The 16,349-nt window shown below is 58.1% G+C and carries 14 protein-coding genes; 5 read left to right on the forward strand and 9 right to left on the reverse strand.

The genetic code is table 11. The annotated features are described in order from the left end of the window. Nucleotides 1-31 precede the first annotated feature (31 nt). The gene (gene matP / locus BVU99_RS19415) at nucleotides 32-490 is read right to left on the reverse strand and encodes a macrodomain Ter protein MatP (RefSeq protein ID WP_004928138.1); all 459 of its coding nucleotides are present in this window, start codon (nucleotides 488-490) and stop codon (nucleotides 32-34) included. A 210-nt stretch (nucleotides 491-700) separates the two neighbouring features. Between matP and BVU99_RS19420 the strand changes: the two genes are divergently transcribed. The 4 genes from BVU99_RS19420 (at nucleotide 701) to fabF (ending at nucleotide 5,240) form a co-directional block, all read left to right on the forward strand. After that, nucleotides 701-2,449 carry a Lon protease family protein gene (locus BVU99_RS19420; RefSeq protein ID WP_025302309.1) on the forward strand — a complete coding sequence of 583 codons (1,749 nt, stop codon included), beginning with the start codon at nucleotides 701-703 and terminating at the stop codon, nucleotides 2,447-2,449. 68 nt (nucleotides 2,450-2,517) lie between these two features. Continuing rightward, a complete protein-coding gene (gene fabA, locus BVU99_RS19425) occupies nucleotides 2,518-3,036 on the forward strand; it encodes a bifunctional 3-hydroxydecanoyl-ACP dehydratase/trans-2-decenoyl-ACP isomerase (protein WP_004928144.1) in 519 nt (172 codons plus the stop codon). Nucleotides 3,037-3,438: 402 nt separating this feature from the next. Then, nucleotides 3,439-3,966 (forward strand): helix-turn-helix domain-containing protein, encoded by a 528-nt coding sequence (locus tag BVU99_RS19430; protein WP_099817386.1) that lies wholly within the window; start codon nucleotides 3,439-3,441, stop codon nucleotides 3,964-3,966. After that, entirely contained in the window at nucleotides 3,963-5,240 is a 1,278-nt protein-coding gene (fabF, locus tag BVU99_RS19435; RefSeq protein WP_043137608.1) for a beta-ketoacyl-ACP synthase II, read from the forward strand. Before BVU99_RS19430 ends, fabF begins: the two co-directional genes overlap by 4 nt. Before the next feature lie 64 nt (nucleotides 5,241-5,304). Here fabF and rmf read toward each other — a convergent pair whose 3' ends face one another. The 6 genes from rmf to rlmKL form a co-directional block, all read right to left on the reverse strand. Further along, the gene (gene rmf / locus BVU99_RS19440) at nucleotides 5,305-5,475 is read right to left on the reverse strand and encodes a ribosome modulation factor (protein WP_004928150.1); all 171 of its coding nucleotides are present in this window, start codon (nucleotides 5,473-5,475) and stop codon (nucleotides 5,305-5,307) included. Between the two features lie 270 nt (nucleotides 5,476-5,745). Next, nucleotides 5,746-6,306: a membrane integrity-associated transporter subunit PqiC gene (pqiC, locus tag BVU99_RS19445; RefSeq protein ID WP_043137613.1), complete on the reverse strand. Its 561-nt coding sequence runs from the start codon at nucleotides 6,304-6,306 to the stop codon at nucleotides 5,746-5,748. Next, the gene (pqiB, locus tag BVU99_RS19450; RefSeq protein ID WP_025302305.1) at nucleotides 6,303-7,949 is read right to left on the reverse strand and encodes an intermembrane transport protein PqiB; all 1,647 of its coding nucleotides are present in this window, start codon (nucleotides 7,947-7,949) and stop codon (nucleotides 6,303-6,305) included. Before pqiB ends, pqiC begins: the two co-directional genes overlap by 4 nt. After that, nucleotides 7,936-9,180, reverse strand: coding sequence for a membrane integrity-associated transporter subunit PqiA (gene pqiA / locus BVU99_RS19455; RefSeq protein WP_228988422.1), 1,245 nt, complete (start codon nucleotides 9,178-9,180; stop codon nucleotides 7,936-7,938). Before pqiA ends, pqiB begins: the two co-directional genes overlap by 14 nt. 145 nt (nucleotides 9,181-9,325) lie before the next feature. After that, nucleotides 9,326-11,230 (reverse strand): ABC transporter ATP-binding protein, encoded by a 1,905-nt coding sequence (locus BVU99_RS19460; protein WP_049295345.1) that lies wholly within the window; start codon nucleotides 11,228-11,230, stop codon nucleotides 9,326-9,328. A gap of 5 nt (nucleotides 11,231-11,235) precedes the next feature. Further along, nucleotides 11,236-13,362, reverse strand: coding sequence for a bifunctional 23S rRNA (guanine(2069)-N(7))-methyltransferase RlmK/23S rRNA (guanine(2445)-N(2))-methyltransferase RlmL (gene rlmKL / locus BVU99_RS19465; RefSeq protein WP_025302302.1), 2,127 nt, complete (start codon nucleotides 13,360-13,362; stop codon nucleotides 11,236-11,238). 103 nt (nucleotides 13,363-13,465) lie between these two features. On the opposite strand from rlmKL, the gene BVU99_RS19470 reads away from it, so the two are divergent. Further along, on the forward strand, nucleotides 13,466-14,569 hold the full coding sequence (locus BVU99_RS19470) for a YcbX family protein (RefSeq protein WP_099817387.1): 1,104 nt from the start codon (nucleotides 13,466-13,468) through the stop codon (nucleotides 14,567-14,569). A 6-nt stretch (nucleotides 14,570-14,575) separates the two neighbouring features. On the opposite strand, the gene BVU99_RS19475 is transcribed toward BVU99_RS19470, so the two are convergent. Then, on the reverse strand, nucleotides 14,576-15,124 hold the full coding sequence (locus BVU99_RS19475) for a cell division protein ZapC (protein ID WP_004928171.1): 549 nt from the start codon (nucleotides 15,122-15,124) through the stop codon (nucleotides 14,576-14,578). A gap of 176 nt (nucleotides 15,125-15,300) precedes the next feature. Then, a complete protein-coding gene (pyrD, locus tag BVU99_RS19480; RefSeq protein WP_019454516.1) occupies nucleotides 15,301-16,311 on the reverse strand; it encodes a quinone-dependent dihydroorotate dehydrogenase in 1,011 nt (336 codons plus the stop codon). Nucleotides 16,312-16,349 lie beyond the last annotated feature (38 nt).

The following is a 16,349-nucleotide window of genomic DNA, read 5'->3' on the forward strand; positions in this document are numbered from 1 at the left end:
GGCCAAACGCCACAAAGGCGCTCTCACGCACTTACTTGGGATCTTTGCCAAGAATCGCCTTCAAGTCTTCTTTCAACGATGACATCTGGTTTGCATACTTTTCTTTGCGTTCAGCGTCTTCGATAAGTTGCACGACGGTTTCCGAAAGCGTAACGCCACGGCGGCGCGCCAGGGCAGCTAATCGTTGCCAAACCAAAAACTCCAGATCGATAGATTTTTTACGCGTATGCTGATGTTCTGCGTTAAAATGACGTTTGCGGCGGGCGCGGATTGTTTGCTTCATCCGGTTATCCAGTTCCGGATTCATATGAGCGGCAATCCATGCAAGTACCTTTACCGGCTCATTTTCCAGCTTCAGCAGCTCGTTAACCGCTTCCTGAGCAGCGCTGTTTTCAATGTAGCGGGTAATAAGCTCCCCTTCCCGGTGCTTCTTCACCAGGTACTTCCATTTCCAACCGCTCTCTAGATTTTCCAGTTGCTGATATTTCATCTTGAGCTCTTCAGTGACCGCGTAACTTCAAATAAGCATAACAGCTTTGCGCCGAATTTCCCCGGCAATTAAGCCGTCTTTTAGACTGTTTTTTGCACAGTCACCGCGTGATGTCAAACTCCCTGATGCCAACTGGCACTCCGCATGTATCAAGCCGCCGTTATTCTTGTATAATCGCCCTTTCCCTTTTTAACGATTGCATCTAACACTTTGACCAATAACCGACTTGAATGGCAATCTTTATTGCCGGACGTAACGCCTTATCAGGCGATATTTGATACCGCCGCTCAGTTGGCACCCGTGCCCTTTTCCGCCATTCAGCCTCGGCTGGAAAATGCCCTGACGCTATTTTGCCACCCTCAATCGCCACCGCGTTTCATGCTGTTGAAAGCGCAAGAAACGCGAGAGTATCTGGAACTGGTTGCTAACGCCGTCAAACCCCTGCTGCCGAAAAACACGGCATGCTGCGGCAGCCACTATGTCATTCACGATGGCAAGGTCAGCGTAGAACCGGCTAGCCGTGGCGATGAACCTTTCGCCGCCGGCGGTGCTTGCCTGTTCCAGGAGTGGATTGAACCGGAACAGCTGTTTGGCTGCGTACGGATCCACAATGGCGACATTACCCTACAGCCGGGTCTGGTGCACCAGGCCAACGGCGGCATTCTGATTCTGTCGGCACGTGCGCTGCTTGCTCAGCCGTTACTGTGGCTGCGGCTGAAGCAGATGATCGGCCAGCGTGAGTTCCATTGGGTTTCGCCAGACGAAACCCGCCCGCTGCCGGTAGCCATTCCACCGATGCCGCTGGATCTTCGGCTGATTGTGGTCGGCGATCGTCACGGCCTGGCCGATTTTCACGATATCGAGCCTGAGCTGAGTGAACAAGCGATCTACGGTGAATTCGAAGACGACCTGCAGCTGACTGAAATTGATGATATGACGCAGTGGTGCGGCTACGTCAACGGCGTGATTGCCGACCAGCAGTTGCCGATGCTGGCGACCGACGCCTGGCCGCCGCTGCTCGTCCAGGCAGTGCGTTACAGTGGCGACCAGGGCATCCTGCCACTTTCGCCGGTTTGGCTTGGCCAGCAACTGTCCGAAGCCGCACTGTATGCCGAAGAGGACCGCATTACGGCCAAAGCGCTTGAAGCGGCGTTAAATGCCCGCGAATGGCGTGAAAGCTATCTGGCCGAGCGTATGCAGGATGAGATCGAGCTGGGTCAGATCCTGATTGAGACCGAGGGCGAAGTGGTCGGGCAGATCAACGGTCTGTCAGTCCTGGATTATCCGGGCCATCCACGCAGCTTTGGTGAACCGTCGCGCATCAGTTGCGTTGTGCATCTCGGCGACGGCGAGTTCACCGACGTCGAGCGCAAAGCCGAACTGGGCGGCAACCTGCATGCTAAAGGCATGATGATCATGCAGGCGTTCCTGATCGCCGAACTGGATCTTGATCAGCAACTGCCCTTCTCCGCTTCCATCGTCTTTGAGCAATCGTATGGTGAAGTGGACGGTGACAGCGCCTCGCTGGCTGAGCTGTGCGCATTGATCAGCGCCCTGTCACAGCAACCGATCACCCAGCAGATCGCCGTCACCGGCTCCGTCGACCAATTTGGCAACGTACAGCCGATAGGTGGCGTTAACGAAAAGATCGAAGGTTTCTTCGAGGTTTGTTTACGCCGCGGCCTGACGGGCAAACAGGGTGTCGTCTTGCCCGCAACCAACGTGCGCCACCTGTGCTTGCGCCAGGATATCGTCGACGCGGTACGCGAAGGGCAATTCCATCTGTGGGCGGTAGAGAGCGCGGCGGAAGCCTTGCCTTTGCTCACAGGTTGCCTCTACTCTGACGAACAACAGCCGAATTTGTTGGCGGCCATTCAGGAACGGATTGCGCAGGTGAGCCTGCAGGAACGCCGCCGTCCGTGGCCGCTACGCTGGCTCAACTGGTTCAACCACGGCTGATCGGACTTGTTCAGCGTACACGTGTTAGCTAACCTGCGTCCTTCATTAAAATAAGGCTTACTGAGAACATGGTAGATAAACGCGATTCCTATACGAAAGAAGACCTCGAAGCATCCGGCCGTGGCGAGCTGTTCGGCGCCGGTGGCCCACCGTTGCCGGCGGGTAACATGTTGATGATGGACCGCGTGGTCAAAATGACCGAAGACGGCGGGACTCACAACAAAGGTTATGTGGAAGCGGAACTGGATATTAATCCTGACCTATGGTTCTTCGGTTGCCACTTTATCGGCGATCCGGTCATGCCTGGCTGCCTGGGCCTGGATGCGATGTGGCAGCTGGTCGGTTTCTACCTCGGTTGGCTGGGTGGCGAAGGCAAAGGCCGCGCGCTGGGCGTCGGTGAAGTCAAGTTCACCGGCCAGGTGCTGCCAACCGCGAAGAAGGTAACCTATCGTATTAACTTCAAACGCGTCATTACCCGCAAACTGATCATGGGTGTCGCCGATGGCGAAGTGCTGGTTGACGGTGAAGTGATCTATACCGCCACCGATCTGAAAGTGGGCCTGTTCAAAGATACCACCGCATTCTAATCACGCTGGCGAGAAGGCGGCCACTGCCTTCTCTTCTAACGCTCTTCGCATGCCATCACGTCGAAACGTGATGGCATTTCTTTCTCTTACCCTTCCCGGCTTTCAAAGACTATCCGCATCTTCTTTTAGCCGCCGTCGGCGTTATGGAATATCTCATCACGTTGGCATTGATGCTGGGTGTACCTTATTTCATCGCCCTTCACCGAAATGTCTTCCCTCATAGGTCTCTACCCTATTCTTGCCCGAAGCGGCCAAAGCAATAGGCAGCCTGAAAGACGGCCTCCCTCACTCCCCGCATCAGTGCAATAGCGCTTTTTTTGCATCCGGTTATTCTCTTGCCCCTCAAGATCCTCTAACATGACTAGCATAGTAACTACAATTATTGTACTTAGTGAGAAAGGTATGCAAAAAACCCGCTTTAGCGATGCACCTTGCCCCGTCGCGCGTTCATTAGATCGCGTCGGGGAATGGTGGAGCATTCTGATCCTGCGTGATGCCTTTCAGGGGTTGTCCAAATTCGACGAATTCCAACAAAGTCTGGGGATGTCACCCACGCTACTGGCGCGTCGCCTGAAGGATTTGGTGGCCCACGGCATTCTGTATAAAGAACGTTATCAAACGCGGCCGGTGCGCTATCACTACCTGCTTACTGAGCGCGGCAACGATTTTCTCCCGGTGTTGGCGGCGCTCTCACAATGGGGCAACAATCATCTGACCGACGGGGACGTCAGCGCCCTGTTGGTCGACGGACGCAACAATCGGCCGATCCAAGTCCAGTTGGTCAATCGTGATACCCAACAGCCGGTGCCGCCGCAGTTCATTACGCTGGCGCCAGGGCCGGCGGCAAGCGATGGCATATATCAACGCGCCGAACTGATGCGGCAGCGGCGCCTCGCCGATTTACCCGAATTTACCAAGGAGCCATCATGAGCAATTGTCGTATCGTCATTACCGGCATGGGCGCCGTTTCACCGCTAGGGTGCGGTGTTGAAGCCATCTGGCAACGTTTGTTAAAAGGAGAATCCGGCATTCGAGCGTTGCCTGACGAGATCGTTGCAGATTTACCGGTCAAGGTCGGAGGACAAGTCCCGGCGCTGGCGCAAGATGCTGAAGCGGGCTTCAACCCCGACGCCTCCGTCGCCCCCAAGGACCAAAAGAAAATGGACCGCTTTATCCTGTTTGCTATGGCGGCGGCGGATGAAGCCATTCGTCAGGCCGGCTGGATAGCCGATACGGACGAAAAACAAGAGCGCACAGCCACCGTCATTGCCTCGGGTATTGGCGGTTTCCCGGCGATTGCCCAGGCGGTGCGCACAACCGACAGCCGCGGCGCCAAACGGCTGTCGCCGTTCACCATCCCCTCATTCCTGGTCAATCTGGCGGCCGGCCACGTTTCAATCAAACACCACTTCAAGGGGCCGATTGGCGCGCCGGTCACCGCCTGTGCCGCCGGCGTGCAAGCCATTGGCGACGCAGTGCGTATGATCCGCAATGATGAAGCCGATATCGCCGTGTGCGGCGGTACCGAAGCCGCTATAGATACCGTCAGCCTGGGCGGGTTCGCCGCCGCGCGCGCCATGTCCACCGCTCCAGCCGAATTGGCGCAACAGGCCTCTCGGCCCTTCGACAGCGCCCGGGACGGATTTGTCATGGGGGAAGGCGCCGGCATGCTGGTGATTGAAACGCTGGAACACGCGCTGGCGCGCGGCGCCACCCCGCTCGCGGAAATCGTCGGCTATGGCACCAGCGCCGACGCCTACCACATGACATCCGGCGCTGAAGACGGCAACGGCGCCTATCGGGCGATGAAAATCGCGTTGAAGCAGGCGAACGTCGTTCCCGAGGAGGTACAGCATTTAAATGCGCACGCGACATCGACACCCGTAGGGGATTTGGGCGAAATCAACGCCATCAAACACCTGTTTGGCACGGCCGGGACTGTCGCCGTGACCTCAACAAAATCAGCGACGGGGCACCTGCTGGGCGCCGCCGGCGGGCTGGAAACCATCTTTACCGCCTTGGCTCTGCGCGATCAGATAGCCCCTGCCACGCTAAATCTGGATAACCCCGATCCGGCGGCGGCAGGCTTGCATCTGGTCGCGAAACAGGCGGAATCGATGAATATGACCTACGCCTTATCAAACGGCTTCGGCTTTGGCGGCGTGAATGCGAGTATTTTGCTGAAGCGCTGGCAGGATAAATAAACGCCTGAAACAAAAACCTCCGCCAAAGGGCGGAGGTTATTCCTTTTATTTGACAGGGAGCCGCTTAAGCGGTCACAGCCCTGTCTTCCATGGCTTCTCGCCAACCTCCCAGCCATTGAGACCGGGCGTCCACCGATGATTGGTAGGGACAATGTTCCCTGGAACGCCCTAAAATACCTGCCTGATACCCTCTCGAATGCGCCCTTTCCAGACGATCGCGTTTCTGTCTCTTCATGCCTCGTTTCCCTCATTTTGGTCTGGTGGAAAGAAAACAATGGCTGCTTTTTGCGCAGCCACGAGTAATCAATAGCGCTAAAAGAAGAGAAGATCAATGCGCAAAATTCACGCCAATGTCATATTTGTGAGCTACGCCCGAGGAAAGTGCTAAGTGGCTGATCTGCCGGGGAAGGAGTTAACCAGTTGAAATGAAATAGAAATCCCTGCCAGCGAGAAAAAACGAATTTCCACGGCGACAGGGATTAGACGATTTTAGACCAAATTATGACTAAATGCCGCCCATCTGTGCGGCGATAGCCTGGGCTTCCTGCTGCCACCCCTGCGCCAGAGTGCGCACCAGGGCATCATAGCCGTCTTCACCCTGTTTCAGCTCCAGGCTGAAAGGCCGTTTGATCAAGCGCCCCTGGCGGTTCAGCACCCACTCGCCGCGAATGATCGCCTTGCCGTCAAAACGGCCGTGGAAGCCGCTGATGGTCACGTTCAGCACATCCTGATCGCTGCTCATCGGCTGCGAAGAGACCACCCAACCCGGCAGCGCGCTGCTCAGGTTGGTGACCAGCGTTTGCTGCAGCTGCTGGTCGAGCGGGCTGGCCCACAGGTTGTTCTGGGCTATCACATACTGCACGTCGTTGGTCTGATACACCACGCCGCTCTGCGCCAGATAATCCGCCACGCTCACGTGCTCCAGCCACAGCTGGCGCGTGGAGGCGCCGCTGCTGCTGGCCGCGGCCGGCGCGCCCAGCGCCGGCAACTGATAGTAAGTCTTCTGTGGCGAACTGCTGCAGGCGCTAAGCAACAGCGCCAGGGCTACCGGGATCCATTTCATCATTTCGTGGCCTTCTTCGGCTGAGGGTCATTACTGCCGGCGGCTTCAAACACCAGCGCGTTACTCTTCTCATTCAGGGTGCGCAACACCGGTTGCAGCTCACGCAAGACCTGATCGAGGCGCTGCATGTCGCCCACCATCTTGTTGTAAGCCGGCGAACCTGGCTGGAACCCTTTCATGCTGCGGTTCAACTCCAGCAGCGTTTTCTGCATGTCCTGCGGCAGCGCCTGCATCTCTTTGCTGGCGATGATGTCGTTCAACGACTTCATGGTCTGCTGCGTCGACTTCATGGTTTTCTGACTTTCCGCCAGCGTCTTGGTCGCCTCGTTGATCATCGGATTGATCGGCATCGCGTTGATCTTGTCCAGCGTCTGCATCAGTTTCTGCTGGATCTGCGCCAGACCGCCGCTGGTGGTTGGCATCAGCGGATAACCAAACAGCTCGCGCGGCCCTTTCCACGGTTTCTCCTGCGGATAGAAGTCGAGATCGATATACAGCGAACCGGTCAGCAGGTTGGCGGACTTCATCGAGGCGCGCATGCCGCGGGACTCAGCGTCTTTCAAGTGCCCTTCGATATCGAAGTTGCCGCCCAGCTGTTTCTGGAAGCGATCCGGCTCGATGCGGATCAGCACCGGAATGCGGTAATCGTTATCCAGACGCTGCGCCATGCCGTCTTTATAGAACGGTACCTGCGCCACCGTACCCAGACGGATGCCGCGGAACTCGACTGGCGCGCCCGGCTGCAGGCCGCGTACCGAGTCGGAGAAGAACAGCAGGTAATCCTTATGTACGGTATACAGCGAATCCTGCGTGCTGCGCTGGTTGTCGAACAGCTGGTACTCCGCCTTCTCTTTCGCCAGTTCGCCGCGATCCCAGCCGTCCGGCACGTCGAAGCTGACGCCGCCGCTGAACAGCGTGGTCAATGATCCCATCTCTACCCGCATGCCCTGCGCCGACATGTCAAACGCCACGCCGCTGTCTTTCCAGAAGCGCACGTTGGTGGTGACCAACTGATCGTAAGGCGCGGTGATGAACAGCTGATAGCGCATGGCGCGCGCTTTGGGATCGAAATAGCTGGTTTCCACCGACCCGACGCGATAACCGCGGAACAGCACCGGATCGCCGGCGTTAAGCTGGCCTGATTTCTCGCTGTCCAGCACGATACGCAGCCCTTTGGCATCCGGAGAGGCCAGCGGCGGCGCGTCGAGCAGCTGGTAGTTGTCTTTACCGTCTTTGCCTTTGTTGCCCGGCTGCAGTTCGATATAGGCGCCGGAGAGCAGCGTCCCAAGCCCGGAAACGCCTTCACGGCCGATCTGCGGCTTCACCACCCAGAAGGCGGAATCCTGGCGCAGCAATTTCTCCATGCCGGAATTAAGACGCGCCTGCACCATCACCTTGCTCAGGTCATCGCTCAACGTGACGGTTTCCACCACGCCGACGTCAACGCTGCGGCTTTTGATTTTGGTTTTACCCGCTTCCAGCCCTTCCGCCGTCGTAGTCACCAGCGTCACTACCGGCCCCTGATGGCTAAAGTGGTAAAACAGGATCCAGGCGCCGATCAGCGCGGTCACGATGGGAATGATCCACACCGGCGACCAGCGTTTGATCTTCTCGACGTCCGCGACGCTATGATTATTTTCCGTCACCTTGCGGCTCCTTGTTGATTGTTTCACTTGCGCGATCCCAGGTCAGCCGGGGATCAAATGTCATGGCGGCGAACATGGTGAGTATCACCACCAGCGCGAACAGCACGGCGCCCGTCGCGGGATAAATGCTCATCAACTGCCCCATTCGCACCAGCGCCGACAACACGGCGATCACAAACACGTCGATCATTGACCAACGGCCAACGAATTCGACCACTTCATAAATCAGATGCATACGCTCGCTGTCGGCGCGCGGTTTCTTCCTGCCGTTCGCATCCCAGCACAGCCAGCCGATCGCCAACATTTTCAGCGACGGCACCATGATACTGGCGATGAAAATCACCATCGCCACCGGATAAGAGCCGTCCCCCCACAGCAGGATCACCCCCGCCATGATGGTGGAGTTCATCTTGTTGCCCAACGCCTCGGTCACCATGATCGGCATCAGGTTGGCCGGAATATACAGCATGACAGAGGTCACCAGCAGCGCCAGCGTCCACTGCAGGCTGTGACGACGCCGCACGTAGCCCTTGGTGTGGCAGCGCGGACAGCGCACCTGATCGGCCGGCAAGATCGCCGTGCAGCACGCGCAAGAGCGCACGCCCTGGCGCATGCCGGTGCGCCCCACCGTCAGCGGGCGATTAAGTCGCGGCGCCGGTTCGATGTCCTGCCACAACCAGCGCCGATCCACGCACTGGAAGGCGCGCACCTGCAGCAGGCAGAACAGGCAGTAAGGCACGAAGCTACTGCCGATGCCGATATCGCCATAGGCCATCAGCTTGACGAAGCTGACCAGCACCCCGGCGAGGAAAATCTCCACCATGCACCAGGTTTTGAACTGGAACAGCACCCGGGCCATCCACTCTTTGAGCCCCAGCGGCAAGCGCACTCTGGCGCACAGCAGGATAATCGCCACCATGCAAAACGCCGGGATCAGCTGCACGAACACCATAAACAAGGTGGCCATGCTGGCGTAGTCTTCCGCCACCATCACTTCCGGGATTTGGATCAGCCGGATTTCGTTGCCGAGGCCGGCGACGCGCATGTTGATAAACGGGAAAATGTTGGCCAGCACCAGCATGAACAAGGCGCTGAGCGCGTAACCGATCGGCCGCTTGCGCGGCTCGTCCCAGCGGGCGCTGAGCGTGGTTTTGCAGCGCGGGCATACCGCTTTGCTGCCATAGGCCAGCGGCGGTAGCGCCACCAACATGTCGCACTGCGGGCACAGCATCAGGTTATCCTGCTGCGCCGCCGAGGGTGCGGAATGACTATGCTGCTGATGATTGTTGTGGGAACACACCATATTCCTCCTAAATAACGTCGCTCACCGGCACGTCGATGCCGCCCGCAGCAGCGCGCGGGCGGCATCGCAACGGTCAGCCGTTTTTCATCGCTTCCAGCTCTTCCCAACGGGCGAAAGCCTGTTCCAGCGCTTGCTCGGCATCAGCCAGCGCCGTCAGCACTTCTTGCGTTTCGCTATGCGGCCGCGTGAAGAAGTCGGCGTCGCTCATCTGCGCCTGCAGCGCTTCGATTTCCGCTTCCAGCTGTTCGAGCCGCTGCGGCAGCTGTTCCAGCTCACGCAGCAGGTTGTAACTCAGCTTGGCCGCCGTTTTCTTCGGCTGTTCGGCCTTTTTCTCCGCCGCCGGTTTGCTCGCGCTCGGCGCCGCCTGACGAATCGGTTTCGCCGTCGCGCGCTGATGATGCGCATCGTAGTAACCGCCGACGAAGGCATTGATCACGCCGTTGCCTTCGAAGATCCAGCACTCGGTCACCGAGTTGTCAACGAACTGACGATCGTGGCTGACCAGCAGCACGGTGCCCTGATAGCCGTCGATCAGCTCTTCCAGCAGCTCCAGCGTTTCGACGTCGAGATCGTTGGTTGGTTCATCGAGGATCAGCAGATTGCTCGGTTTCAGAAACAGCTTAGCCAACAGCAGGCGGTTACGCTCACCGCCCGACAGCGCCTTCACCGGCGTCATCGCTCGCTTCGGGTGGAACAGGAAGTCCTGCAGGTAGCCCAAGACGTGGCGAGGGCGGCCGTTGACCATTACTTCCTGTTTACCTTCCGCCAGGTTGTCCATCACCGTGCGCTCAGGATCGAGATCGGCGCGGTGCTGGTCGAAATAAGCCACTTCCAGCTTGGTGCCGCAGTGCACGCGGCCGCTGTCGGCTTTCAGCTGACCGAGCATCAGTTTCAGCAGCGTGGTTTTGCCACAGCCGTTCGGCCCCACCAGCGCAATCTTGTCGCCGCGCTGCACCTGAGCGGAGAAACCGCGCACCAGCACTTTTTCGCCAACCTGATAATTGACGTCTTCCAGCTCAAATACGATTTTGCCGGAGCGAGTCGCCTCTTCCACCTGCATCTTGGCGGTGCCCATCACTTCACGGCGTTCTGAACGCTCGACGCGCAGCGCCTTCAGCGCGCGTACGCGGCCCTCGTTACGGGTACGGCGCGCTTTGATGCCCTGACGGATCCAGACCTCTTCCTGCGCCAGCTTGCGATCGAACTCGGCGTTTTGCAGCTCTTCCACCCGCAGCGCTTCTTCTTTGCTCTGCAGGTACAGATCGTAGTTGCCCGGCCAGGAAACTAGCTTACCGCGATCCAGATCGACGATGCGCGTCGCCATGTTGCGGATAAACGAACGGTCGTGCGAGATGAAGACGATGCTGCCGTCGAACTCTTTCAGGAAACCTTCCAGCCAGTCGATGGTTTCGATATCCAGGTGGTTGGTCGGTTCGTCGAGCAACAATACGCGCGGCGAGCTCACCAGCGCACGGCCCAGCGCCGCTTTACGCAGCCAGCCGCCGGACAGCGAGGAAAGTTCTGCGTCGCCGTTCAACCCCAGCTGCAGCAGCACTTCGCTGATGCGGCTGTCGAGCTGCCAGAGTCCCTGGTGATCGAGGATCTCCATGATTTGCGCCATGCGCGCCAGGTTTTTCTCGCTCGGATCGCTCTCCACCAGGTGGGAAATCGCATGATACGCCTTCAGGTGTTCTGCCTGCTCCGCAACGCCTTCCGCCACGAAGTCGAACACGCTGCCGCCGATATTGCGCGGCGGATCCTGTTGCAGGCGCGCCACAATCAGATCCTGTTCGTAGATCACCCGGCCGTCATCCAGCGGGATCTCTTTGCCGAGGATCTTCAGCAGCGTAGATTTACCGGCGCCGTTGCGCCCGACCAGACACACGCGCTCGTTGTCTTCGATATGAATTTCGGTGTTGTCTAACAGTGGCGCATCGCTGAAAGAAAGCCAGGCGCCGGACATGCTGATTAACGACATAGTAATTATTTTCCTTCGCCGGCGTGAGTCACCAGCCAGCAGTTGTGGATCTGACGGTTACGGGCAAAGTCCTGCGACAGCGTCTTGGCGGTGATCTCTTTCGCCTCCAGGCCCAGCGCACTCAGCCCTGCCATATCCATTTGGAAACCGCGCTTGTTGTTCGAGAACATGATGGTCCCGTTGCGGCGCAGCAACCGTTTCAAATCTTTCATCAGCGCCAGGTGATCGCGCTGCACGTCAAAGGTGTTCTCCATCCGCTTGGAGTTGGAGAAGGTCGGCGGATCGATGAAGATCACGTCGAACTGTTCGTTGGCGTTGCTCAACCACGACAGGCAGTCGGCCTGGATCAATCGATGCTGACGGCCGGTCAGGCCGTTGGCGCGCAGGTTCTTCTCCGCCCATTCCAGATAAGTGCGCGACATGTCCACCGTGGTGGTGCTGCGCGCGCCGCCCAGCCCGGCATGCACGCTGGCGGTGCCGGTATAGGCGAACAGGTTGAGGAAGTCCTTGCCATTGCTCATCTCGCCCAGCATACGGCGCGCGATGCGGTGATCGAGGAACAAGCCGGTATCGAGATAGTCGGTCAGGTTGACCCACAGCTTGGCGTTATACTCTTCCACCAGCAGGAACTCGCCCTTCTGCGCCAGTTTCTCGTACTGGTTTTTGCCCTTCTGCCGCTCGCGCGTTTTCAGGATCAGCTGATTCGACGGCAGCTCCAGCACCGCCAGCGTCGCGTTGATCACATCGAACAGGCGCTGACGCGCTTTCTGTGCATCGACGGTTTTCGGCGGCGCATACTCCTGCACCACCACCTTGCTGCCGTAGCGGTCCACCGCGACGTTGTATTCTGGCAGATCGGCATCGTACAGGCGGTAGCATTCAATGCCTTGTTGCTTCGCCCACTTGTCGAGCTTCTTCAAATTCTTGCGCAGACGGTTGGCGAAATCTTCCGCCACCTGCACGCCGCCGGTAGCGGCACCGGCCGGGCTTGCCGCCAGCTGATAATTTTTCTGCACGCACTCCAGCGGGCCGTTCTTCGCCTTAAACTGGCGCTCGGCGCGCAGCTGCAGGCAGCTCAACAGCTCCGGCGAGGCGCTGAACAGCGACAGCTGCCAACCGCCGAAGGCGCTTTTCATCACGCGGCCCAGCATGTTGTGCAGCGCGATCAGCGCCGGTTCGCTTTCCAGACGCTCGCCATACGGCGGGTTGCTGATCACGGTACCGTGCGGGCCTTCCGGCAGCGGGTTGGTCAACCGCGCGACGTCGCCGACGTTGAAGGTGATCAGTTCGGCGACGCCGGCGCGACGGGCGTTGCCGCGCGCCATCTCAATCACCCGGCGATCGATATCGGAACCGAAGAAGCGAGAGGCGGTTTCCTGCAGACCGCGGCGGGCACGAACCTGTGCTTCGGTGGTGACTTCACGCCACAGTTCGGCGTTGTGGCCATTCCAGGCGCTGAAGCCCCAGTGTTGACGGTGAAGACCCGGCGCGCGATCGGCGGCGATCATCGCCGCTTCGATCAACAGCGTGCCGGAACCGCACATCGGATCGAGCATCGGCGTGCCCGGCTGCCAGCCGGAGCGCAGCACGATGGCGGCCGCCAGGTTTTCCTTCAGCGGCGCCTGGCCGGTGAGATCGCGGTAGCCGCGCTGATGCAGGCCTTCGCCGCTCAGATCGAGCGCCACGCTGGCCATATCGCGTTGCAGGAAGACGTTAACGCGAATATCCGGCTGCTGCTTGGCAACCGTCGGGCGTTGGTCAAGTTTACGGGTGAAGCTGTCGACGATGGCGTCTTTCACCTTCAGCGCGCCATATTGGCTGTTGCGGATCTCTTCGTTCACGCCGCTGAAATGCACGGCAAAAGTTTTATCCACGCCAAAAATGCTCGGCCAGTCGATCGCCTGCACCCCAAGGTACAGATCCAGGTCGCTGTGCACGCGGAATTCGTTCAGCGGCAACAGAATGCGCGAAGCCAGGCGGCTCCACAGCAGGCTTTGGTACAGAAGACGATCGTCACCCTGAAAATGTACCCCGCCCTGCACCACTTTGCAGTCGTGAGCGCCAAGCGCTTCCAGCTCGCTTTTTAACAGTTCTTCCAATCCACGCGCCGTGCTGGCAAACAGAGAGTTCATATCGTACTTATCACCAAAAAGAAAATTGTTGCGCATTATAGCTAATCCGCACCGCTTGTCATAAAGTTGCTCCCTTCTATTTAATCATCGCACGGAGATAAGGGTGATCACGCTTTCCAAACTCTACGTCTATCCGGTTAAATCACTGCGCGGCCTGCAGCTTTCTTACGCCCAGGTCGGCAGCAGCGGTCTGGCCTTCGACCGCAACTTTATGATCACCGAGCCGGACGGCACCTTTATTACCGCGCGCCAATATCCGCAGATGGTGTTGTTCACGCCGGCGCTGTTGCCGGATGGGCTGTTTCTGACCGCGCCGGACGGTGAAAGCGCCGCCATTCGCTTCAGCGACTTCGCCGCCGCGCCGCAGCCGACCGAGGTATGGGGCAACCATTTCACCGCGCTGACTGCGCCAGATGAGATCAACCGCTGGCTGAGCGGCTATTTCCAGCGCGACGTGCAGCTGCGCTGGCTGGGACCGGAGCTGACCCGCCGGGTCAAGAAACACCCTGAAATCCCGCTGACGTTTGCCGACGGCTACCCTTATCTGCTGATTAACCAGGCTTCGTTCAACGATCTGCAACAGCGCTGCCCCGGCAGCATCAAGCTAGAGCAGTTCCGCCCCAATCTGGTGGTGAGCGGCGCCACCGCCTGGGCTGAAGACGGCTGGCAGGTGATCCGCGTCGGTGACGTGATGTTCGATCTGGTGAAACCCAGCAGCCGCTGCGTGCTTACCACCGTCAGCACCGAGCGTGGCCGCAAGCACCCGAGCGGCGAACCGCTCAGCACGCTGCAAAAATTCCGCTCCGCCGACAACGGCGACATCGATTTTGGCCAGAATATGATCGCGCGCAACAGCGGCATCATTCGCGTGGGCGATACGGTGGAAGTGCTGTCGACCAAGCCGCCGCGCCCTTATGGCGCCGGGAAAGTGGTGGAGAGCGTGCAGGCGCCACAAGACAGCGCGCACAGCGTCACGATCGAATATGAAGGCAAGGTGTTTACCGGCAATAACCAGCAGATCCTGCTCGAGCAGTTGGAACAGCAAGGCATCCGCGTACCTTACTCCTGCCGCGCCGGAATTTGCGGCAGCTGCCGCATTACGTTGTTGAGCGGTGAAGTCGCGCCCCTGAAGAAAAGCGCGCTGGGCGACAACGGCACCATCCTGTGCTGCAGCTGCATCCCGAAAAGTGATTTGACGTTGGCGTAATCCGCCTTATACCGCCCTGTCGTAAGCCGGGGCGGCGCTTTCATCCTGCGCGCAGGGTTTCAGCCGATCGTGCATCACCTTGATGGCGTCACCCAATACCATGGTACGGCCAGCGACCGTCAGCTGATTTTGCGCCAGCAGGCACAGGCTGGCGTTATCCCCGGCCTCCACCACCAGCAAACGCGCTTCCGCGCCGCTTTCCATCACTTTCACTGCCGCCAGTTCGCCGTTTTTCGGCTGCAACGGGTAGTGTTGTTGCGAGAAATGCCAGCTCTTTGGCATCAGCGGTTTCAGGAAGCGATAGGCGACCAGCGCATTCAACACCAGCTCGGCGCGCTGTTCATGGCTCAGCTTGACCTGCTTGCACTGTTCTTCATAGGTGAAATAAAGGGCGGCGTCATCCACGCAAAAAGCGCATTCATCAAAGGCGTCCGGCGTTAACATTTTGGCCGGGAAACGTGAACGAAAGATCATACCATTAGCTAAATCCAGCATTAGCCGATCGTGTTCGGCATCAAAATACCAACGCCAATTATCGTCAGGTTTTATCTTCATTTCGTATCCTTCTCGCTGCCTATGCCAATGCCGCACTCACCCTAAAAGGCGATTTTATCACCGATAAAATAGCTTAAACATCGGATAATTCCGCGAACGATATTTATGCTAACGAACAAAATATAGACGAGCCGGGGGCAGAAATAAACCCCCGGAATAAAATGAGAGGAAAAATATTAGATATGGGTAACGATATCTTTAATCAAACGCGGGCCGTGATAGATAAATCCGGAATAAATTTGCAGCAGGCTCGCGCCGGCCTCCATTTTTTCGCGCGCCGCCGTCAGCGAATCAATGCCGCCTACGCCGATAATCGGCAGGCGCCCCTGCAGTTCGGTGGAGAGACGACGGATCACTTCGGTGCTGCGTGATTGCAACGGACGCCCGCTTAACCCGCCCGCTTGTTCGCAGTAATTCAACCCCTGGATCAATTTTCGATCCAACGTGGTATTGGTGGCGATCACGCCATCGATATTATGCCGCACCAGGCTATCGGCAATTTGGATCAATTCTTCTTCTGAAAGATCCGGCGCGATCTTTACCGCCACCGGCACATATTTGTGATGCCGCGCATGTAATTCCTGCTGCTTATTTTTAATCGCAGCCAAAAGATCGTCCAGCGCTTCGCCATACTGTAAGGATCGTAACCCCGGCGTATTCGGTGAAGAGATGTTAATCGCGATATATCCGGCATACGGATAAACTTTATCCATGCAGATCAAATAATCGTCTTTTCCCTGCTCGACCGGCGTGTCTTTATTCTTGCCGATATTGATCCCAAGAATGCCGCCGAAATGGGATTTCTTAACGTTTTCAACCAGATTGTCCACGCCATGGTTATTGAACCCCATGCGGTTAATCAGGCCTTCCGCCTCAACCACGCGGAACAAGCGCGGCTTGTCGTTGCCCGGTTGCGGACGCGGCGTCACGGTGCCGACTTCCACATGGCCGAAGCCCATCGCGCCGAACGCATCGATGCATTCGCCGTTTTTATCCAGACCGGCGGCCAATCCCAGCGGGTTTTTAAACGACAGCCCCATGCAGCTGACCGGTTTGGTCGGCACGGACTGACGGACAAGAAACGCTAATGGGGTGCCGGTAATACGGCTGAGCTGACGAAAGGTCACTTCGTGCGCGCGCTCCGGATCGAGCTGGAACAACGCTTTCCTGATGAGGGGGTAGTACATGGACTCTCCTGATTTCCCGGTTGCAAACCGGGGGCGTA

It is taken from the genome of Serratia sp. OLAL2 (genome assembly GCF_002752475.1).
In the GTDB taxonomy this organism is placed as follows: domain Bacteria; phylum Pseudomonadota; class Gammaproteobacteria; order Enterobacterales; family Enterobacteriaceae; genus Serratia; species Serratia bockelmannii.

Bases quoted from the DNA above. Each gene is read 5' to 3' on its own strand.
- matP (WP_004928138.1), bottom strand. From the start codon at position 490: ATGAAATATCAGCAACTGGAAAATCTAGAGAGCGGTTGGAAATGGAAG.
- fabA (WP_004928144.1), top strand. From the start codon at position 2,518: ATGGTAGATAAACGCGATTCCTATACGAAAGAAGACCTCGAAGCATCC.
- BVU99_RS19430 (WP_099817386.1), top strand. From the start codon at position 3,439: ATGCAAAAAACCCGCTTTAGCGATGCACCTTGCCCCGTCGCGCGTTCA.
- fabF (WP_043137608.1), top strand. From the start codon at position 3,963: ATGAGCAATTGTCGTATCGTCATTACCGGCATGGGCGCCGTTTCACCG.
- rmf (WP_004928150.1), bottom strand. From the start codon at position 5,475: ATGAAGAGACAGAAACGCGATCGTCTGGAAAGGGCGCATTCGAGAGGG.
- pqiC (WP_043137613.1), bottom strand. From the start codon at position 6,306: ATGATGAAATGGATCCCGGTAGCCCTGGCGCTGTTGCTTAGCGCCTGC.
- pqiA (WP_228988422.1), bottom strand. From the start codon at position 9,180: ATGCTGTGCCCGCAGTGCGACATGTTGGTGGCGCTACCGCCGCTGGCC.
- BVU99_RS19460 (WP_049295345.1), bottom strand. From the start codon at position 11,230: ATGTCGTTAATCAGCATGTCCGGCGCCTGGCTTTCTTTCAGCGATGCG.
- rlmKL (WP_025302302.1), bottom strand. From the start codon at position 13,362: ATGAACTCTCTGTTTGCCAGCACGGCGCGTGGATTGGAAGAACTGTTA.
- BVU99_RS19475 (WP_004928171.1), bottom strand. From the start codon at position 15,124: ATGAAGATAAAACCTGACGATAATTGGCGTTGGTATTTTGATGCCGAA.
- pyrD (WP_019454516.1), bottom strand. From the start codon at position 16,311: ATGTACTACCCCCTCATCAGGAAAGCGTTGTTCCAGCTCGATCCGGAG.